The organism is Kitasatospora sp. NPDC094028 (assembly GCF_049543595.1).
Classification (GTDB): domain Bacteria; phylum Actinomycetota; class Actinomycetes; order Streptomycetales; family Streptomycetaceae; genus Kitasatospora.
This window is the reverse complement of the sequence record NZ_JBMVFA010000011.1, coordinates 23,364-41,645: the sequence shown is the minus strand read 5'-3', so window position 1 is coordinate 41,645 and position 18,282 is coordinate 23,364. Positions and strand designations below refer to the sequence as shown.

At 71.6% G+C, this 18,282-nt stretch carries 24 protein-coding genes; 11 read left to right on the top strand and 13 right to left on the bottom strand.

Translation table 11 applies throughout. The annotated features are described in order from the left end of the window. Positions 1-26 precede the first annotated feature (26 nt). The 3 genes from ACPC54_RS18520 to ACPC54_RS18510 all read left to right on the top strand — a co-directional run bounded on the left by ACPC54_RS18520 (position 27) and on the right by ACPC54_RS18510 (position 1,750). Positions 27-338, top strand: a complete 312-nt coding sequence (locus ACPC54_RS18520) for a hypothetical protein (RefSeq protein ID WP_498965955.1) — start codon at positions 27-29, stop codon at positions 336-338. 347 nt (positions 339-685) lie between these two features. Beyond that, complete coding sequence (locus ACPC54_RS18515; RefSeq protein WP_498965953.1) at positions 686-1,261, top strand: hypothetical protein; 576 nt, start codon at positions 686-688, stop codon at positions 1,259-1,261. Between the two features lie 57 nt (positions 1,262-1,318). Further along, the gene (locus tag ACPC54_RS18510) at positions 1,319-1,750 is read left to right on the top strand and encodes a hypothetical protein (RefSeq protein ID WP_498965951.1); all 432 of its coding nucleotides are present in this window, start codon (positions 1,319-1,321) and stop codon (positions 1,748-1,750) included. A gap of 42 nt (positions 1,751-1,792) precedes the next feature. Here ACPC54_RS18510 and ACPC54_RS18505 read toward each other — a convergent pair whose 3' ends face one another. Genes ACPC54_RS18505 through ACPC54_RS18475 form a run of 7 tightly spaced genes read right to left on the bottom strand, consistent with a single transcriptional unit; the run spans position 1,793 to position 5,933 of the window. Then, positions 1,793-2,074 (bottom strand): hypothetical protein, encoded by a 282-nt coding sequence (locus ACPC54_RS18505; protein WP_498965949.1) that lies wholly within the window; start codon positions 2,072-2,074, stop codon positions 1,793-1,795. A 34-nt stretch (positions 2,075-2,108) separates the two neighbouring features. Further along, a complete protein-coding gene (locus ACPC54_RS18500) occupies positions 2,109-3,392 on the bottom strand; it encodes a site-specific integrase (protein WP_498965947.1) in 1,284 nt (427 codons plus the stop codon). 2 nt (positions 3,393-3,394) lie between these two features. Beyond that, positions 3,395-4,039: a hypothetical protein gene (locus tag ACPC54_RS18495; protein ID WP_498965945.1), complete on the bottom strand. Its 645-nt coding sequence runs from the start codon at positions 4,037-4,039 to the stop codon at positions 3,395-3,397. Further along, positions 4,036-4,347: a hypothetical protein gene (locus ACPC54_RS18490; RefSeq protein ID WP_498965943.1), complete on the bottom strand. Its 312-nt coding sequence runs from the start codon at positions 4,345-4,347 to the stop codon at positions 4,036-4,038. The genes ACPC54_RS18495 and ACPC54_RS18490 overlap by 4 nt, the downstream gene beginning before the upstream one ends. Further along, on the bottom strand, positions 4,344-4,541 hold the full coding sequence (locus ACPC54_RS18485) for a hypothetical protein (RefSeq protein ID WP_498965940.1): 198 nt from the start codon (positions 4,539-4,541) through the stop codon (positions 4,344-4,346). Before ACPC54_RS18485 ends, ACPC54_RS18490 begins: the two co-directional genes overlap by 4 nt. Positions 4,542-4,581: 40 nt before the next feature. Continuing rightward, complete coding sequence (locus ACPC54_RS18480; protein ID WP_498965938.1) at positions 4,582-4,851, bottom strand: hypothetical protein; 270 nt, start codon at positions 4,849-4,851, stop codon at positions 4,582-4,584. 50 nt (positions 4,852-4,901) lie between these two features. Next, on the bottom strand, positions 4,902-5,933 hold the full coding sequence (locus ACPC54_RS18475) for a hypothetical protein (RefSeq protein ID WP_498965936.1): 1,032 nt from the start codon (positions 5,931-5,933) through the stop codon (positions 4,902-4,904). 460 nt (positions 5,934-6,393) lie between these two features. Between ACPC54_RS18475 and ACPC54_RS18470 the strand changes: the two genes are divergently transcribed. Then, positions 6,394-8,082, top strand: coding sequence for a hypothetical protein (locus ACPC54_RS18470; RefSeq protein ID WP_498965934.1), 1,689 nt, complete (start codon positions 6,394-6,396; stop codon positions 8,080-8,082). Further along, entirely contained in the window at positions 8,079-8,726 is a 648-nt protein-coding gene (locus ACPC54_RS18465) for a 3'-5' exonuclease (RefSeq protein ID WP_498965932.1), read from the top strand. Before ACPC54_RS18470 ends, ACPC54_RS18465 begins: the two co-directional genes overlap by 4 nt. Positions 8,727-8,788: 62 nt before the next feature. On the opposite strand, the gene ACPC54_RS18460 is transcribed toward ACPC54_RS18465, so the two are convergent. Next, a complete protein-coding gene (locus ACPC54_RS18460) occupies positions 8,789-9,310 on the bottom strand; it encodes a transglutaminase domain-containing protein (RefSeq protein WP_498965930.1) in 522 nt (173 codons plus the stop codon). A 115-nt stretch (positions 9,311-9,425) separates the two neighbouring features. Between ACPC54_RS18460 and ACPC54_RS18455 the strand changes: the two genes are divergently transcribed. The 4 genes from ACPC54_RS18455 (at position 9,426) to ACPC54_RS18440 (ending at position 11,608) form a co-directional block, all read left to right on the top strand. Continuing rightward, entirely contained in the window at positions 9,426-9,908 is a 483-nt protein-coding gene (locus ACPC54_RS18455) for an AAA family ATPase (RefSeq protein WP_498965928.1), read from the top strand. Positions 9,909-10,114: 206 nt separating this feature from the next. Then, entirely contained in the window at positions 10,115-10,777 is a 663-nt protein-coding gene (locus tag ACPC54_RS18450) for a hypothetical protein (RefSeq protein WP_498965926.1), read from the top strand. A 74-nt stretch (positions 10,778-10,851) separates the two neighbouring features. Beyond that, positions 10,852-11,052 (top strand): hypothetical protein, encoded by a 201-nt coding sequence (locus ACPC54_RS18445; protein WP_498965924.1) that lies wholly within the window; start codon positions 10,852-10,854, stop codon positions 11,050-11,052. 40 nt (positions 11,053-11,092) lie between these two features. Beyond that, positions 11,093-11,608, top strand: a complete 516-nt coding sequence (locus ACPC54_RS18440) for a hypothetical protein (RefSeq protein ID WP_498965922.1) — start codon at positions 11,093-11,095, stop codon at positions 11,606-11,608. Positions 11,609-11,637: 29 nt separating this feature from the next. Here ACPC54_RS18440 and ACPC54_RS18435 read toward each other — a convergent pair whose 3' ends face one another. From ACPC54_RS18435 to ACPC54_RS18425, 3 genes are all read right to left on the bottom strand, one after another. After that, the gene (locus tag ACPC54_RS18435) at positions 11,638-12,387 is read right to left on the bottom strand and encodes a hypothetical protein (protein WP_498965921.1); all 750 of its coding nucleotides are present in this window, start codon (positions 12,385-12,387) and stop codon (positions 11,638-11,640) included. A gap of 381 nt (positions 12,388-12,768) precedes the next feature. After that, positions 12,769-13,455, bottom strand: a complete 687-nt coding sequence (locus ACPC54_RS18430) for a hypothetical protein (RefSeq protein WP_498965920.1) — start codon at positions 13,453-13,455, stop codon at positions 12,769-12,771. Positions 13,456-13,533: 78 nt separating this feature from the next. Further along, positions 13,534-14,445 (bottom strand): squalene/phytoene synthase family protein, encoded by a 912-nt coding sequence (locus tag ACPC54_RS18425; protein WP_498965918.1) that lies wholly within the window; start codon positions 14,443-14,445, stop codon positions 13,534-13,536. A 208-nt stretch (positions 14,446-14,653) separates the two neighbouring features. Here ACPC54_RS18425 and ACPC54_RS18420 point away from each other — a divergent pair, with 208 nt between their 5' ends. After that, entirely contained in the window at positions 14,654-15,178 is a 525-nt protein-coding gene (locus ACPC54_RS18420; protein WP_498965916.1) for a GNAT family N-acetyltransferase, read from the top strand. Between the two features lie 40 nt (positions 15,179-15,218). On the opposite strand, the gene ACPC54_RS18415 is transcribed toward ACPC54_RS18420, so the two are convergent. Both ACPC54_RS18415 and ACPC54_RS18410 read right to left on the bottom strand, forming a co-directional pair. Then, positions 15,219-16,043, bottom strand: a complete 825-nt coding sequence (locus ACPC54_RS18415; RefSeq protein ID WP_498965914.1) for a DUF8829 domain-containing protein — start codon at positions 16,041-16,043, stop codon at positions 15,219-15,221. 128 nt (positions 16,044-16,171) lie between these two features. Next, the gene (locus tag ACPC54_RS18410) at positions 16,172-16,846 is read right to left on the bottom strand and encodes a hypothetical protein (protein ID WP_498965912.1); all 675 of its coding nucleotides are present in this window, start codon (positions 16,844-16,846) and stop codon (positions 16,172-16,174) included. Positions 16,847-17,080: 234 nt separating this feature from the next. Here ACPC54_RS18410 and ACPC54_RS18405 point away from each other — a divergent pair, with 234 nt between their 5' ends. Next, a complete protein-coding gene (locus ACPC54_RS18405; RefSeq protein WP_498965911.1) occupies positions 17,081-18,271 on the top strand; it encodes an AAA family ATPase in 1,191 nt (396 codons plus the stop codon). Positions 18,272-18,282 lie beyond the last annotated feature (11 nt).

Below are 18,282 nucleotides of genomic sequence, written 5' to 3'. Positions count from 1 at the left end.
GTACACGCACTGCCACGAGGAATCCCGTGACCCGCACCACCACCCCTGCGACCGGCACCGACGAGTCGAAACGACGCCAGCACGCGATACGGCAGATGGAACAGATGAGCGCATCGGTCGTGACGTGCGGGCAGTCCGTCGACGAGATACCAACGGAGCTGCTGGAGACCATCGTGGAGCTCCTCGGCCAGTCACGGGAGGAGCAGGAGGCGGACTCGGCCGCCCGCGAGGTCGAGCCGGACGAGGCGGAACGAGGAGTGCAACCGCACCCGGTGCCGATCCCACGAAGCGGCCGGTGGCGCCGGCTCGTCGGCCGCAGAGCCCGCACGAATAGGTGACAGCTGGTCAGGATGACGATGCCCTGGGCGCAGAGGAAGGCGGACAGGGGATCGCTGGCGGAACCAGGAGCTCGGCACCTGACATCGCCCGGGTGACCTCGGCACTGCTCCGCTCGTTGGCAGGACGTGAGCAGTGCAGCCCGAGGTGGACCAGGACGCCCGTTCGACTTGATGAGGCCACCGTCCCGACACAGCAGCCGCTCCCACCGCCGCGCTGCCGGTCGGAAGGCGGAGACCGCGCGAAGCGCGCCCTCGCACGAGCGGCCGACCCGCGCCCGGGCACTCCGCCGGCACCGCACCGCCCAGCAGCCGGCTGGCCAGGCGCTGTTGTTCGGGCTCGATCCCCGGTGACGATCAGCAGCAGGGTGGAGCCATGTGTTGTCTACGGCCTATATCACCCGGGCCTTGGCGCGATCAAGGTCGGCATGTGCCTGGAACCAAGGACACGCCGGATCGGGCAGTTCACCCGGAAGGGGTGGCTGCTGGTCGCCGAGTACCCGGCGCCGACGGCGATGGACGCGGAGCAGATCGAAGAGACCGTCACTAAGGCGCTCACACCTCGTGTGTGGTGGGGCTGGAGGGGCGAGCGGCCTGGCCTCCCCTGGCACTACCAGGAGCGGGACCACTGCGCCTTGTGCGGGCGAAGCGGTGGCGGGCCAGGCACTCCGCGGCTCGACCACATCCAGGGCGGGTTCCTGACCAGGGAGCAGGTGCCCCAGGGTGGGGCCGGCGAGACCTTCGACGTGCGTCTGGTGTCTCCGCAGCGCCTGCAACTGGCGATCTTCTACGCCGAGCAGAACCACCGGGCCCGCTACTACCCGGCACGTACGGACGGGCTCGACCCGGAAGAGATCCGGCGGACTGAAGTCTCGGCGTACTGGGCCCGGTGGCAGGCTCACCAGCGCATGCGTGGATGCCGCTGATCGGCTTAGCGCTTCGTTTCCCGGCATGAAGCCGCTGATGATCCCTACAGTTGCCACATGCCCTCTGGTGAACTGCCCGGGATGACCCGGGAACTGATGATGGTCGAGTACCCATCGACCACGCGCCTGTCGCAGTCGACCACTACTCCCGGGGGCCGCAGCTCCCTCGCGCGGAATGACGAGAACGGCCTCACCACGCACGCGGTGCTCTTCCCTGCGGACGACGAGATCGATCGGATCAGGGCCGAAGCAGTCCGGGCCGGCTACGCAGACGGTGCCCAGACCGGCTTGGCGGTGGGAATCGCCGTAGGTGCCGCGTTGACCCTCCTGGCCTTGGCCGCGCCGCACGTCAAGAGCCGGTTCGCTGACCTCAAGGCCCGGATGGGTCGGAAGCCCGAGATTGCCACCGAGGTCCTTCCTGGGGACGTCGGACCTGCGATCGAGACACCTCAGAGCGAGAACCGGGCCTCGGCCACCATGGCGGAGTGAACGATCCTGTGAAGCCGCCTCGCCCCAGGACCTGTCGACCGGTCAGTACTCGCCGAGGACGGTCAGCGTCACCCGCCACCGGCCGGGCGCCAGCTCGGCCACGGCTTCCGCGGTGGCACGGCGGAGGTCGTCTTCGTAGTCGTGATCGATCCAGGCGAGCACTCGCTTCTCGGCCTCCGGCCCGGAGCCGGCGTCGATCGCGAAGTGGCTGATCGACCGGCCCCAGCCCTCGTCCGGGATCACGATCTCGTTCTCGGCGACCTTCTCGGCGTTCCAGCGGTCGCGCGGGACTTCCGGCAGATCGGTCGGGTAACGCGTCGGCACGGTTGACGTACTCCTTGTTCTCAGTGACGGCCGGTTAGGCGGCCAGGCCCAGGCTGAGGGTCGGGTTCTGCTTCCACGGGATCTTCTTCTGCCGGTACTCGTCGAACGCGGCGCTGCGCTGCGAGTGCCGCGAGTGCAGCGCGACCACGTCCGGCGGGATCCCGGCGGCCAGCAGCGCCTGGATACAGCCGCGCCGGAAGGAGTGCGCGGTGATCCGGCGCACCGCCGCCCGGGCGGCCCGCTGAGCGGTCCGCCACGCCTTGACGATCAGGTTGCCCTCCTCGGCGGTCGGCGCCGCAGCGGCGGCCGCGTACGCCTCCTGCTTCGCCTGAGCGGCGGCCGCGACCTCCTCCGGGGTGGGCTCGGGGGTGAGTTCGGCGGCGCGGGCGGCGGCACCGATGATGTCGTTGACCGTCTCCGCCGTGATCCCGCCGCGCCGGGCGGGGTCCTTGGGCTGGCGGCCGGCCGCCTTGACACCGATGTTGCCGTGCTTGTCGATGCGGCGCAGCAGCGGGCCGGGCACGAGCTGGTCATCGTCGGCCAGCACGTCCAGCCACTCCCGCAGGGCGTGGATCGGGCACAGCTCCTGGTCCTCGGGGGCGAGGATGCGCACCTCGTGGCCACGCGCGGCCTGGTCGGCCTTCGAGCGGCGGATCTTGATGATCAGGGCCGGGTGGGCGACCTTGCGCCTCGCCTCGTCCTCGAGCTTCACCGAGGTGATCCTCGCGTCGTGCAGGTTCAGGCGGGCCGGCTCGGAGGCGCGGGCGGCCATCCACCAACCGATGATCATGACGGCGGCGTCCCGCTTCCCCCGGACGGTGGTGCGGTCCAGGGTGCGCACCATCTGGCGCAGCTCGTCCATGTCCACCGGGTCGGCCTGCAGCGGGCCCGGCTCGACCTGCGGGTCGTCCGCCTCCTCACCGGCCCGGTGGCGGATGACCGTCTGGCACGCCTTGATCTCGGCGGCGTCCAACGGTCGCCCTGCGACGGCCCGCATCGCCCGAAGGGTGCCGTAGTGGGACTCCAGCACGCTGGAGCGGTGGCCGCGGTCGCCGAGCTCCGCCAGGTGGGAGACGACTGCGCCCGGCTCGTCGGTCTCCCACCCGTAGGTCTGAGCCCACAGCTCGAAGGTGCGCCAGCGGGTGGCGCGGGCGTCGCGCGAGTTCTGCGGGATCGCCTCGACCAGCTTGCGGGCCGCCGAGGCGGACAGCCGGTGCCCGGCCGGGGTGAGGACGTCCGGCTCCGCCCGGTGGTGCACCGACGGGGCCCGGCGCGCCGGGGGCGCCTGGCCGCCGGCCAGGGCGAGTTCGCTGCCCATCCCTACCTCGTTCCCTGGACCTGGTGGACACCCCAGCGCGTCCAGTCGCGCCGGGTGTGGAACTGCATCTCCCTGGACGCCAGCGCCTCGGCCATCGCGTCCTCCAGCCGCCGCCGCCAGCAGGCGGGCCGGCACTTGGCGAGCGCGGCGGCCAGCAGCGGGCCGAACAACACGTCATGGCTGAACGGCGCCTGCTTGTCGGCATCGGTGGTGAACACCGCAGCGGCCGGCAACTGCCGGGGGCGGGCGGCGGCGACCGCGCCCAGCAGGTCGTCCGCACCGCCGAAGCAGGTGTCCAGGACGATCGCCGGCGCGATGACCGGCGGGAGAGCCCAGCCGGCTGTGAGGAGGTCGAGCCCCAGGAACAGCGGCTCCACCTCGTCCCAGAAGTGGTGGCCGCAGACGTACAGCAGGTCGACGTCCGCGCCCAGCAACCGGCTCGCCTGGGCCGGGGTGCACAACTGCGCCCCGCCTCCGAGCACCTCGACGTCCGGCCGCAGCCGCGCCAGCCGCCTGGCCACCGCCACGGCGTGGCCCGCCATCCGGGAGGTACGGCTCAACGCGATCACGGCGACCCGCAGCGGGCCGGCTGACGCCGTGCGCGGCGTCGGGAGCAGCGCGGCCGGCGCGGGCACCGTGGTGGTCACCGGCCCTCCCCCGGGTGCCCGGGGTGCGCGGCGCGCTCCGCCCGGGCCTGCTCGACGAACGTGCGGTACCAGCGCGGCGACAGGATTCGGTGACCGCCGATCCGCGCCCGCAGCACCACCGCGTAGCCCGCCAGCGCGGCGATCGCAGCCACCACGACGGCCGCCAGCGCGGGCGCGGTCACCGTTGACGAGCCCGGGGCGAAGCAGACTACCGCGACGACCAGCGCGACGGCGAAGACCGCGACGCACAGCACCAGGCGACGCCACGACGGCGAGCCGGTGTGCCACCAGCGCAGCAGCCGGCTCACCACCGCTCCTCCGCCGGCTCGGCGTCCAGCGCGAGGATCGGGCCGCCCAGTCCCTCGTCGGCCAGCGCGGTGTCCACCCGGACCAGCCCGGCCAGGGTGGCCAGCAGACGCTGCGGCGTCAGACCCCACTGGCCTGCGGCTCGTTGGAGCGTGGCGGCCTGGTGTGAGTCGAGCTCGACCGTCATCTTCACCATCGCGCCCTTCCGTGGTCGGCCATCAGCTGCTGGTACGGCATCAGGCGAGTTCCCTCTCCGCGGCATTGATGGCCGCGGCCTCGGCGGCGCAGACCTCGACCACCGGTCCGGTCAGGCGCCCGGCGGCCCAGGACTCGCGCAGACCGGCGTCCAGCAGGTCGGAGCGGGTGGCGATCAGCCGCGCGGTGCCGCCGAAGCAGGCCGCCCAGGCGGCGTCCGGGGTGACCACGGTCAGCTTTCCGGCGGGGTCGGCCACCAGCACGGACCGCTCGTCAAGCGTGGTCAGGGCCCGCAGATGGTCGACGCGCACGCGAGTCGGCGTCCAGGACTCCGGCTGCCCGGAGTGGGCGGCGGCCACGCTCAGAACCGCCCGAGGGCGATGCCCTCGCAGTCCGAGCAGATCAGGTCTTCGGACTCGGCCGGCAGCGGGGTGCCGCAGCCCTGGGCGCAGTAGCCGAACTCGCTGTTCGCGTAGCTCTCGCCGCACGCGAAGCACAGCGGCCTGGCGTCCTCGGGGGCCTCGGCGGTGACCGCCTCCATGACCAGGGCCTGGCTGCTGCAGTCCGGGCAGATCCGCACCGGCGGGTTCTCCTCGTCGCCCGGCGCGGCGCCGTCCAGGCCCAGGACCATCCAGGCGTACTCCTCGGCCGCCTGGGCCGGGTCCTGCCAGGTCGCGAGGCAGAACCGGCAGACAGGCAGGTCGCGACCGAGGACCAGGGCCTGCTGGTCGCACTCGGGGCAGACCACCGTGGTGCTCTGAACGTCCTTCAGCTCGGCGCGCAGCTCGTTCATCCGGGTGGTGACGTACGACTCGATGCCGCGCAGCTGGGAGCGGACGACCTGCATGGTCTGGCGGACGTCGGCGGTCTGCTGATCGTCGAGTCCGGGCAGCAGGTGGGTGTCGATGAACGGCAGCAGGAAGTTGAGCACCTCGGCGGTGCGTGCCTCCACGGCGCCGGCGGACGCGGTGAGCCCGTAGTGCTGCAGGGCGTTGCGGGTCGCGCCCAGCTTCTTGACCGACTCGACGCCCTTGTCGGCGAGCGTGAGCCCGACGATCTGCCGCAGCCGGGTGATGGTCTCCTCGGTGCCGCAGCTCTCGAAGTCGCCAGAGGCGAAACGGACTTGGGCGGCGGCCTCCGGCTTCTTGAACACCAGGGACCAGTGCTCCTGCTGGAGCCGGGCCTTGAGTAGCACCTCGACGCCGGCCTGTAGGTGCAGCACCGCGTACTTGAGGGTCCGCGCGTCCGGTTGCTGGCCCTCGCCGTGGTGGTCGGAGAGCCGGTCGACCACGTCGACCAGGTAGTCCAGCCCGTTCTGGAGCAGCGGGTACTGCACATCCGGCCGCCGGGCCGGCTTCGCGGCCTCCCGCGGCCGGCGCTGCCTCTGCGCCATCGCGCCCCACCCCTCCCCCGGCCCTCCGGCCGGAGTCCCTTGCGCTCACGGGATACCCGCTGACGCCTCTTGTCGTGTACCCGGTGGTTTCTGATTCCGGATAAGGAGAGCGTATCGGGAATCAGGGCCTCGGCGGGGCCGAACCGACACGATTGAAAGTTCAACATGTTCGGGAAGGTTCTGACACGGCCCTCGGCTCGATTCAGCCCTGCAAGGCATGCTGAGACGCTTGACCTTGCTGTTGGACTGATAGGGCCTCTAATCCACTTCGCACCCTAGAGAGCCGCACAGCACATTTTCGCAGGTCACAGCACATCACAAGTCACATCAATAAACATCGAAAAACGTCGTATCTGAATTGAGTTGAGATATTGACGTGAGTTAGCTATCCTGGGAAAACACCGAGGTGAGGCCCACGGCGGCCCCGCCTACCCCCCTCGTGCCACAGGGAAGACCCGGGATGACCACCGCGCCGCAGACCCACCCCGATACCTGGCTGAGCAGTCGCCTCGCGGCCGTCGGCATCGGCGCCAACTGCGAATACCCGGAGTGCACCAACCCCCGGACGCCCCGCAAGGACGGCCAGACCGGCCCGCAGTCGAAGTACTGCCCGGGGCACAACAACGAGAGGGACAGGCAGTTCGCTCGGCGCCACCAGAAGAAGCTGGAGCGGGAGCAGCTGGCCCGCGAGCAGCAGGCGGCCGCAGAGCCTGCCCGCGATCCCCTCCCCCAGGTCCTCGCCCGGCGCGAGCGCGATCGAGAACTGGTCGGCGTCCTCGGTCCCCGGCTGCTGGAAGCCCTCCAGGCCATCAGCGACGGCGAGCAGGCCGCAGCCGACACCGACGCCGTTCAGCAGCACATCGAAGGCGTGGAGCAGGCGGCCTCCGACCGGATCCAGGCCGCCCAACTCGCTGCCGAGAAGCGCGTCCGTGCCGTCGAGCAGGCGGCGCTCGAGCAGGTCACCACCGCGCAGGCCGCCATGGTGGCCGCCCAGACGAAGTCCGCCCAGGACGAGCAGACGGCCGCCGACGCCGTCGAAGAGCGCGACGCTGCCCTCCTGGAGGCATCAACTGCCCTGCGGGAGGCCGCCGCCGCCGACGCCCAGGCCACGATCGACCGCACCGCGCTCGACCTGCTGACCGGGCAGCACCAGGAGCTGCGCAACCAGCACCAGGCACTGGCCGGCCGCCACGAGCAACTGGCCGAGACACACCGGGGCCTCGCCGACCAACACCGCGAGCTGGGCACCGCACACGCCAAACTCACCGCCGCCGCCGGCCGGGCGCAGGGTGAGCTCGAAGTCCTGCGCCCCCAGGTCTCCGACCTCCAGCAGAAGGTCGCCGCGCTGGAGGAGCAGCTGCGCCGGGCCGGCGTCGATCTCGCCACCGTGCAGGCCGAGAAGGCGTCCCAGGCCGAGCAGTTCGCCGCCGACCGCAGCCGGTACGAGAGGGAGGTCGTCTCCCCCCTGCGACAGCAGCTCGCCGACCAAACCGCCGCGTTCGTGGAACTGCGGGCCAGTCTCGCGGCCCTGGCCCCGGCCACCGAGTCCGAGCAGGACGCCACCGGGGAAGCACCGGTTGCCGACCCGGGCGAGGATGCCGACATCGAGGGTCTGGAGCTCGTCCCCGACCAGGCCCGCTCCGGTGCGTACCTGGTCAGGTCGGCGGGCCGGACGATCGGCACGCTCGCCCCTCGGCAGACGGGCCGGTGGGCGGCGACTCACCGGCGCCGGGCCCTCCAGCCGACCGGGCACCGGTACTTCGCGGACCAGGACAGCGCGCTGCGCGCCGTCGCCGACGCCGAGAGGGTCTGGCGCCCGCTGCCGCCCGAGGGCGACCCGGCCTGGAACGCCATCCCGGCGTGGATGATCCAGAACCTGCGGCACGCGGTTCATCCCGTCAATGCGCGCAAGGGCCAGCTCAGCAAGCTGGAGCCCGTCGACTACCGCAAGCAGGTCCAGCAGGCCATCGCTCAGATCAAGCGCCGCGCGACGCCCTTGCCGGAGCACCTGGCCGTTCTCCTGGACGTCCCCCAGGAGGATCTCGGCCAGCGCAGCAAGCCGGCTGAGCGGCTCTTCGAGGCGCTCCAGCAGATCCGAGAGCACCTTGCTCCCCCGACCGACGGCGCCCTCGACCTGGACCAGCCGTGATCGACGCAGTGGGCACGGCGGCGGCAGGCGAGGTCTGGCCGGATGAGCTGGCCGGACTGCCGCCCGCCCACCGAGCCCAACTCCTCGGTGCCCGCCGCCGGGCGGCCGAAGATGCCCAGCAGCTCCTCGCCCAGCCGCCGGGCCGGGTCCTGCTGGTCGACCTTGAGACCGACCGGCTCACGAACCCGCGGATCGTGGAGATCTGCGTCCTCGACACCGCCGGCAACATCCGCTACCTCCAGCGGGTCCAGCCCGGCCGGCTCCAGGACCCGGAGGCCGTCAAGGTCCACAAGATCAAGGACGAGGACCTGATCGGCTGCCCCGCCTTCGAGGCGATCGCCGCCGAGCTGAACGAGGTGCTCTCCCAAGCCGCGATCCTCGTGGCGTACGGCGCGCACTTCGACCAGCCAGCCCTGCGCGGCGAGTGGGGCCGGCTCTCCGGCCAGCCGCTGCCGCCCCGGTGGACCCGCCGCGGCAACTGGTGGTGCGCCATGGAGGGCTGGAGCCGGCACGCCATGGCCTGGGACCCCGAAGAACAGGAGTACCGGCGGATCCGGCTCGGCGGTGACCACACCGCGCAGGGCGACACGTCGGTGCTGCTGGAGCGGCTTCACGTCATGGCCAGCTCCCACGCGGCCGCGTAGTGAGCCACCGCGCCGCCCACGGCCTTGACCCAGTTTGGCGCCCGTGACCGAAGAAGCGACGGTCAGCGAGCGGGAGCAGCACGAACGCTGCGCAGCCAGCGGTTGAACGCCACCCGGTACCCGGGGCCGGCCGGATCGGGCCCGGGGCGGCCGTCGTTGGGCACCGGTTCGGGACCGTCCCCCGGTCTCCAGATCGCGCCGAGCGGCGGGTAGGCGGGGAGAGTGTCGGTCCAGCCGTCCCAGGAGGCGACGGTCAGCCCGGCGCGGGCCAGCGCGGGATCATGCGTCGCGTCCACCAGTACCCACACTCCCGCGAGCAGGATCTCCACGGCCGAGTGCACGTCCCGACGCGAGACGAGCTGGTGCGCCTCGGTCGGCTGCTCCGGCAACAGGTACAACCACCTCACCCGGCGGGCCGGGTAGCCCAGCAGCAGAAACTCCCGGAGCAGGTAGTCCGCCTTCGCCAGGCAGTCGCCTCGCCCGACCGCCAGGAGCTGCTCGGCATCGTGGGCTCCGTCCGTCGCGTACGGAATGGCGCGCACCCGCTCGAACAGCCGGAGCCGCTCGGTCACCTGGTCATCCACGGCATCGAACCCTACGGGCGTCGTCGCCGGGCGGCGCCCGGAACGCCGAAGCCCGCACATGATCGACCGAGGCTGACGTGAGCGGGCTGTCGGTAGGAGGTGGGATCATGTCCGCATGATCATCCCCGCCGTCTCGCCCGATGTTTTCGAGCAGACCGTCGCGGCCTACCAGGCCGACAACCCCGGCCACCCGCTGACGACCGGCCAGGTCGAGCAGGCCCGGGCCCTGGCGATGAGCGAGCGGCCCATCGAGACCATCGTCAGCATCCCGGGCACCGGCCGGAGCATCATGCTGGAGCTGCTCGCCCGCGCGGTCCGCGCGAGCGGCGGCCGGATCATCGGCATCAGCCCGATTCAGTTCTCCGCCGACATCCTCGCTGAGTCCCTCGACGGCGCCCCGTCCCACACGCTCTCCAACTGGCTCACTGGGCGGCGCCAGGCCCGCGCCGCCGAGCGTGCCGCTGCCGAGTTCGCCCTCGGCCCCGGCGACGTCCTGATCGTGGACTGCCCCGAGATCCTCACCCCGAGCGAGCGCGAGGAACTCCTCCAGGACGCGGTCGACCGCGGGGCGCTCGTACGCCTCACCGCTCAGCAGTAGGCGGCAACCAGCTGGCTCTTCCTGACGGCGGCGCAGATCGCGATTCCGACTGTGCAGCTGGGCGTGCTCGACTACGCTCTGAAGCGGAGAGGTTCACCGCCGGACTCCCTCAGGCCCCGCGCTGAGCGGGGATGCAGCCCGCCCCCGGCGCGGGCTCCCCCGCCATGGCCGTCAGCCAGTCCACGCCCCACACCGCGGAGCCTCCCTTGCCCTCCACCACGCCTGCCCACCAACTGATCGTCCCCACCGCCGAAGGCGGCGACCTGGTGTTCGTGCACTTCCCTGGTGCGGGAATCGGCGTGTGGACCAGGGGAATCGGCCGGCGCCTCGACGAGAAGCCCCGCCCCGGGCGGCGCGCCGCTCCGTTGTACGGGGGTGGGATCCCGCACGGCGGCTGGGTGGCGATGGCAGAGTTCTTCACCGTCCACTCCGACGACGTGGGTGAGATGCCGGCCTACGCCTTGTCGGTCCCGCCCATCGTGGACACGCAGCCGATCAAGGTACGGTGCGGACACGGCCCCGAGGACAGGACCAACCGCGCCCTCTTCACCGCGATCACGTTCTCTCCGCTGCACATGGTGCTCCCGTGGAGCGGTCCTGCTCCCGAACTGCTGCTCTCCTACGCGCGGAAAGGGCACTACTACCCACAGGCTCCCGGGCGGTATGTCGCCCCGGACAGTCCGGTCCGAGGAGGGTTCTTCGCCACCGGACTTCCTGAGCTTCCAGCCAGCGCCGAACCGGGCCAAGTGGCACTTGGCGGGACAGCGGTTATCCCTGATGATCGGGTCGCTTCGGTCGCTGCCTCACTGCTGCGCGCAGTCTGCGGCCCGCAGCCCGACGATGATCCGTCGGCTGCCCCGGTCGCCTAGGAACACGGCGCTCGGTGATGTGCGCGACATCGCCGGCCCGTCGCTGGACCGGCGCCGACGTCTACCCTGATCTGGTGCGATTCCTGAAGCTGCCCCGTCGACATCCCGATCTGCCTGCCTCCGCGGAGGTGCAGGCGCTCCAAGAGCGGGCCCGTACCCTGCGGTGGAACACCTTCTACGTCTCCGGCGAGACCCAGGAGACCCGCGAGCTCGCCGAGCTGGAGCGCCGACTGCGGGAGCTTGCCGTCAGCGAGGGCGGGTCCACGGCCAGCTGAACGGGGGCCCGGCGGTGTCCAGGGCGAAGCGTGAGTCGTTGTGCTCGTTGTGACGAGGAGATCGCAGCCCCAGCTGGTCAGGCCGCCGCTCGATGGCGTCGGCGTCAGGGACGTCTTCGCCCTGGCCGCCGAGGCTGGCATGGCCAACGGACGGCCTGCGGGGTGCATCCTGACCGTGCGAGACCCACGGCGGCCAGCCACCGGGGCTGCTGACCTGGACGTCGCGGTCGCACTCGCGATCGGGGACCGGGACCATCTGGACTGGGTGCGCGAGAGGCTGGCGCTCTGGCTGGCCGACCACGCGTGCTGCGAGATGCCGCCCTACCTGGACGTTCGGTCCGGCCTCGACCTCGATTTGTCCCCGCCCGGGCTCGTGCAGCCAGCGTTCTTCAACTTCACGATCATGGGCGGGGATGCGCTCGCGGGCCACCGCTTCCGTGGCCCCTGGCCCCTGTTGCGGCTGATCTTCACCGTCCGGTCGCCCTTCCGGAACCGTGTGCTGGTGACCCTGGGCGCCGCGGAGGCCAAGGAGCTGGTGCAGCTCCTCGCCTGCTGAACCGGCACCGAGGCCTGAACGGGCCGCAGCTACCTGTAGCGGGTGGTGCTGGTGCGCTTCCAGAACTCGTCGAACATCTTGGGGTCGTACCGCGTGCCGCCCTCGGCTTCGATCGGCGTTGGGCGAAGGGGGTCGCCGCTCTCCCGAGCGCTCTTGAGCCGCCGACTGACCGCGCTGAGGGTGACGCCGTAGTAGGCGGCCAGCTCGGTTGCCGAACGGACCGGTCCGGCCAGCCAGGCCCGGTGCTCGACGGTGCCCTTCGGCTCGTATCCGAATTCGAGCAGCACGGCCGCCTGCGCGGGGGTCGGCTTCCCTGTCTCGGGGAGGTAACCGAGTTCGACGAGGACGGCGGTCTGCTCCGGGGAGAGCGGGCCGGACGCGGGCAGGTAGCCGAGTCGCCAGAGGACCGGCAGCAGCGCGGCGGCGGGCCACACCCATGAGCGGCCGACCTTGTGGGACCTGAGAGCGGCGATCTCGGGGCGGCGGACTAGCGTCTTGACGGCCTCCGTGCCCTTGCCGGTGAGCTGTTGGATGGTGGCCGTGGTGAGCACCTCGACCACCGGTGCGGTGGAGGACGTCTCAGCCGGAGCCGGCGGCTCGGTGGCACCGCGGGGCCCGCCGACTCGGAACCGCCGCCCAAACCACTGCTTGACCTCGCCCCAGTTGTACGTGCCGAGGGCATCGCAAGCAGGGAACGGGTCGACGCTGTCCTTGTACATAGCGGGCATCGGGCTGACGGAGCCCCGGTTGCGACCGGTCCGGTTCGCGATCTCGGTCATCGTGACGCAGTCGCTGTCGTCCCCCGGCAGCTCGGATACGTCGATCCGCGATGCCTGGTTGTCGCGGAGCCACTGTACGCACGCCTCGCGCGGGAAGCGCTGCTCGCGCCGCCCCGCGCCGGCAACCGATCCCGGCCAGCCCGGTTCCCTGCTGAGTCGGCGAACTGTGAAGACCGACAGCCCGGTTGCGGAGGCAATCTCGGCCACGCTGACCGTTGCCAGCGCGAGGGCCGCGAGGCGATCTGCGAGCGTCGGGGCCGCCGGGTGGGGCACTGGATCTCCTTCGACCGGGGTACGGGAGGGATCATCTCCCTGTCTTCGAACAGCCAGCAGTTTAGGGCGGTCGAAGGCACCGGCCCCACTACAGCCTGACCGGGTGGCTCAGTCGACAGCTCGCAGCAGGGCGACGACCGCCGCGCCGTAGCTCCGTGCCCGGTCCCAGATCGCGTGCCTGTCCCGGTTGGCCTGCGCGAACTCCTCCATCCGGTCGGCCTTGACGCGGAATCCGCTGCCGCGGCCCAGCAGCAGGTTCGCCTTCCAGCTTCGCTCCGGACTCAGCCCGGGGACCGGGGGCACGCTTCGCCCCTGGAGGGGCCCGCCTTCCGGCACGTACGCCTCGTAGCTCGAGTCCCGGCCCTTGTGACCGACCAGGCTGGTCTGCAGCAGACGGGCGCCCTTGGCGACGTCCTGGACCAGGGGATCATCCAGCTGGCCCAGGGCCGCCTCCGGCCCCGGCTGCGGGATGGCCCGCCAGATCCCGGCGTCCCTTTGCGTCACGAACTCCCGCCACCACCGAGGGGCCGCCTCGCCCGGCAGGACCCAGCTCGGTGGAAGCCACAACGGCGCCGGGCGACCGGCGGCTCGGCGGCGCAGGGCGGAGCCGGCCGCCTTGAGCAGCGCCGCGTCGCGCGCCCGGCTCAGGGCGACGAGGGCGAAGAGCTCCTGGGTTTCCCGCTCGCTGTGCCCGAAGTTGGTCTGCGCGTCCTTCATCCGCTGGGACGCGGCCTCGGCCAGCTTGGCCCGGCGGGCCAGCGCCTCGGTGGTGTCGGTCCAGTTGGGGCGGATCATGGCTCCTGCTTCGGTCGTGTGCTTGGCCGGACATCCTTGCAGGCCAGAGCTTCAGGTGCGACGGCTTTGCGCAGGAAGTCAGCGCCGGAACCGACGGGCCTTGAAGTACTCGCGCACCAGCAGACGCAGCGCGGCCGGCTTGGACGGGCTTGCCGAGCGCCGCAGCAGAGCACCCAGGTCCGCCCGGGCGGCGGCGCTGGTGAGCTCGTCCACCCCGACGATGCACCGCACCATCGGCTGATGGGCGGCTGGCACGAGGCCGACGACGGCCCTGCCCTCGGCGATGGTGCGGTCCACCTGGTCGAGCAGGTCGCTGAGCAGCGCCCGCACGGCCGGAAGGTCCCGGGCCTGCTCCAGGTCGGCCCGGGTGACGCCGTGCTGGGCCAGCGTCTGCTCGGGGATGGTCAGCCGGCCGTCCGCCAGGTCCTCAGCAAGGTCGTTGACGAAGTCCAGCCGCTGGCTGGCGTCGATGTAGGTCCGGCAGACGGTGTCGAAGGCGCTCTGGTCGCCGTCCGGGCCGAGCAGCCCGGCCACCACCATGAAGCCCGGCAGCGAGTACCCGTCGACGTAGCGCTGGTAGTCGGCCTCGCTGACGAACCCGGCGAAGTCGAGGTCCGCGTCGGCCGCGGCGAGGTATGCCAGCACCCGCTCGCGCAGCGCGGGGTGCGTGCCGACACTGTGCAGCAGAGGGCGAAGCTCGGGGTTGGCGGTGCGGCTGGCGGCGAGGCACTCCACGACCTCCTTCCCCCAGCGCGCGGACGCCTCCCGGCGACCCTCCACCGGGCCGCTGTCGAGCAGCGTGTCGGTCCGATGCATGAACGCCGCCGCGGCGATCACATGCGGGACCATCCGCTCCGGCAGCAGCAGGGCGGCAGCCAGCGCGACCTCGCGCTTGTAGTCGGCGACCTGCTGCCGCTGCCGGCTGTAGTCCGCCCGCAGCCCGGGGTCGTGCACCCCGGCCGCGTCCAGCGCCCGCTCCCACCTGCCCACTCGGCCCACCAGTCCTCTCGTTCGAGGCACCGAGCCTAAACGGTGGATACCGGACAACCTACTCGCAGCCCCGGCGCCCGCCTCGGCGCGATCTCGCCGACCGGCTGACGCGGACTCAACAGCTCTGCCCGATCGGCCGGATCACCCGGCGGAGTGACGCCCTGCCGTTCGGGCGTCGGAGCAGGCACCGGCCTGGCACGCTGGGCACGTGCCCGACCCCGCCACCGTGCTGAAGGCCCACTGGCCGGCCGTCCTGGAGACGGCCCGGCTCCTCCTGCGCCCGGTGCAGCAGGAGGATCTTCCCGTGCTCGTCGAGCTCTGGCAGGATCCGCAGGTCCGCCGCCACCTCGGCGGCCCCGTCTCGACAGACAAGGCCGAGGCCCGCAAAGCCCGGTACGTCGGCGCGCCGGGCGCCTTCGCCGTCGCCTTCGCAGCCGGCGGCCCGGCGATCGGCCTGGTGACGGTGGAGCCGGACGGGCGTGGACCCGGGACGATCGAGCTCAGTTATCAGCTGCTGCCCGCCCATTGGAACAAGGGCGTGGGCAAGGAGGCCGTCGCCGCGGTGCTCGACTGGACCGAGGCCGCCGAGCCAGCCCGCTCGGTAGTCGCGGTCACCCAGCACGCGAACACACCGTCGCGGCGTCTCCTCGAGTCCGTCGGCATGACGTTGGTCGACACGGTCACCGAGTACGGCGAGCTCCAGGCGGTCTACACCTGGGTCAAGGGCGGCTGATCTTTGCCGGACGGGCCGAAGGCCCCTGAGCCCGGGGCCCCTACACGGTGAGGGTGAACCCCGGCAGGTACTCGGTCTTCGGATGATCCGGATGCGGTGCGTTGGGAGCGAGGATCAGCTCGCCGTGCTCGCTCGGTACCAGGCCGGCGGGCGACAGCTCCCACACCAGCACGCGCTGGGCCGCGCTGCCGGGCGAGGTCAACGTGGCCGCGCCGGTCGCGCCCGCTGGCAGGGCGGCGGCCAGCAGGGTCTCCAGTCGGCTTCGGTCGCGCTCCTCGATGGCGGTCCGGCCGTCGACGGTGTGGATCGTGGTGGCGTAGGCGCCGAGCGGCAGGCCGGCTGCCTTCGCTACCAAGGCCAGTTCGTCCCCCGCCCGTGCGCCGCCGACCACGGCTTCGAGCAACCGCCGTGCTTCCGCACGTGTCTCCTGCCCGGCCCCCAGACCGAACTGGGCGACCACTGCGGCCAGCACCGCCCTCGACCGGATGCCGGTCGCCCACGCGTCTCGTTCGTACCGCAGCAGGTGCAGCAGGACTTCGGGCGAATCACCCCGGTACTGGAACAGCTCGTACTCCGGCACCGGCACGGCCTCGTAGGCGGCCAGGGCGGCCTGACTACGGGGGTTGAGCCGCTGCTGATTGCAGAAGTTCATGTAGTCGAAGTTGACCAGCGGCCGGAGGAAGACCGGCCGTCCGGTCGCGGCCGCGGTCCGGATCCGGGCATACACCTCGGCCCAGTACTCAGAGAAGGGCCCGGCAGCGGCGGGCAGGAGGGCCAGGTCGGCCCCGTCGACTGCTACGACCAGGGCCTGACCGGCGCGGGCACCGGCAGTCCGCTTCGGCTTCTTGGCCTTGTCCCTGCCCACCGTGTGTCCCCCACCGATCGCTTCGCCCGCCCAGGGTGTTCCCTGAGCAGAGCTCCCAACTTTGCTGCATGGCATGGAGTTTTGGCCAACCGGGTCCCTGTGCGCTGTGCAGTGGTCCTCGCTCCCGCCTACTGGGCGAGGCCGAGGACCGCCAGGGCGGTCGTCCAGTTCGCCGCGATCGCCCACTGGGCGTCGGCCAGCGGAACCCGCCGGGCGCAGATCGCCTCGTGGAGCTGGTCCTCCACGTCGTCCTTCGGGTTCCCGTAACCGTCCTGGGGCCGGTGGCCCGGCGAGGGGGCCTCCAGCCACAAGTTTCGCGGGTCATTGGGGTCCCCACCTGCGGAAATCGGCACGAGGTGGTCGTACTCGGCATCGTGGAGGGGACCGGTGTACCCGTACGCGGCGGCGCTGGTGCGCTTCTCCGCCTCGGTGACGCTCTCCGGCGGCCGGACCCCGGCGCTGTAGCCCCCCTTGCGGCAGATCGTGCTGTCGAGGTTGGCCTGGGTGACCGCGGGCGACACCGCGCCCGGCGTGCAGCCCGGGTCCGGTAGGGGCTGTCCCTGGGCATACCGGTAGCGGCAGCTGCCCGGCGCCGGCTGGGCCGCCACGGTGTACGTGGCCTGCGGTCCGGCGCCGACAGCGAGCGCGCCGTCGGCCCGGGCCGAGGCGTCCGCGCTCCGGACAGCGACTGCTGACGGCCTGTCGCCGGCGGAAGCGTCCGCGAGCGGACCGCAGGCGCTGGCCGCGGCCAGCATCAGCAGGCCGGCGGCGGCCGACAGGGAGCGGCGTACGGGGCTGGACACGGGTTCTCCCCTCGGGGGTCGGGCTTCGTGCGCGGAGTTGCGCGCGGCGGTGAACGGGAGCGTCCGAACGGGCTTGCCAGTCGGGACGTCAGTGTACGAAAAATGCTTGGGAAACTGGGAAGAGCTTATGTAAAAACGTACGTTTTTGCAGTACGGCGCCGATAGGCTTGGGGCGTGTCTGAGCGCCGGTCAGCTGGAGTGGGGAGCCCTGTGGTGGGTGGAGTGTCCGGGCCCGTGGCGGCCGAAGAGGCGGCCGGCACGGCCAAGCGGCTGCGGGCCGTCGCGGAGGAGGTGTCGGGTCAGTTCCTTGAGCGTGATGAGGTGGTGCGCACCCTGGTCGTGGCGCTGCTGGCAGGCCAGCACAGCCTGCTGCTCGGGCCGCCGGGGACCGCCAAGTCCCAGCTGGCCCGCGAGCTGGCGAGCAGGATCGAGGACAGCAAGTACTGGGAGATCCTGTTGTCCAAGTTCACTCCCCCCACCAAGATCTTCGGGCCGGTGGACGTCGGGGCCCTCGCCTTGGGGCAGTACCGGCAGGTCTTCGAAGGGCGGGCGACCTGGGCGGACATCGGCTTCATCGACGAGATCTTCAAGTGCAGCAGCGCCGCGTTGAACGAGCTGCTGGCCTTCCTCAACGAACGCCTGTACCACCCGGAGAGCGGGGGCGATCCGATCGCCTGCCCGCTGATCGCCGCGATCACCGCGTCGAACGAGCTCCCCAGCGGCGAGGACAACGCCGCGATCTACGACCGGCTGCTGGTGCGCCTGGAAGTCGACTACCTCACGGACCCCGGACACTTCGCCGCGATGATCCGCTCTGCGGCGTCCGCGCCAGCGCGGGCAGAGCGCACCACGGTGTCGCTGGAGGAGTTCCAGGCGGCGGTCGACACCGGGGTGCCGGCCGTCGCCGTCCCGGACGTCATCGTGGACACCATCGGGACGCTGCGGACCGCGCTGCGCAGAGAGGGACTGATCGCCTCCGACCGGCGCTGGCACCAGTCGGTGCGGCTGATGCAGGCCAGCGCGTGGCTGGACGGTCGCACCGAGGTCGCCGAGAACGACATCGCGGTGCTGATCCACGTGCTCTGGAACTCCCCCACCGAGCGCCGCCTGGTCGAGCACCAGGTGCTGGACCTGATCAACCCGGATGCCAAGGAGGCGCTCGTCCTGGAGACGGCGATCGACGACCTTCAGGCCCAGTGGAAGGCGAAGCAGGGCCAGTCCGCCGCGGATGTCAGCGACTGGGTGATCAGGGAGGCGAGGAAGAAGCTCAACAAGGCCGGCCGGGAGCTGGAGAAGCTCCGGGCGGCAGCGGCGTCCGCCGGACGGTCCACCACCGTGGTGGACCGAGTCCTCGGCCGCCAAGAGAGCCTGCTGAACCAGATCGTCACCGAGGCGCTCGGCGCGGGCCCTCGTCGCCAGCACTGAACACCGCCAGC

Bases quoted from the DNA above. Each gene is read 5' to 3' on its own strand.
- ACPC54_RS18510 (WP_498965951.1), top strand. From the start codon at position 1,319: ATGCCCTCTGGTGAACTGCCCGGGATGACCCGGGAACTGATGATGGTC.
- ACPC54_RS18500 (WP_498965947.1), bottom strand. From the start codon at position 3,392: ATGGGCAGCGAACTCGCCCTGGCCGGCGGCCAGGCGCCCCCGGCGCGC.
- ACPC54_RS18485 (WP_498965940.1), bottom strand. From the start codon at position 4,541: ATGGTGAAGATGACGGTCGAGCTCGACTCACACCAGGCCGCCACGCTC.
- ACPC54_RS18475 (WP_498965936.1), bottom strand. From the start codon at position 5,933: ATGGCGCAGAGGCAGCGCCGGCCGCGGGAGGCCGCGAAGCCGGCCCGG.
- ACPC54_RS18470 (WP_498965934.1), top strand. From the start codon at position 6,394: ATGACCACCGCGCCGCAGACCCACCCCGATACCTGGCTGAGCAGTCGC.
- ACPC54_RS18455 (WP_498965928.1), top strand. From the start codon at position 9,426: ATGATCATCCCCGCCGTCTCGCCCGATGTTTTCGAGCAGACCGTCGCG.
- ACPC54_RS18435 (WP_498965921.1), bottom strand. From the start codon at position 12,387: ATGACCGAGATCGCGAACCGGACCGGTCGCAACCGGGGCTCCGTCAGC.
- ACPC54_RS18430 (WP_498965920.1), bottom strand. From the start codon at position 13,455: ATGATCCGCCCCAACTGGACCGACACCACCGAGGCGCTGGCCCGCCGG.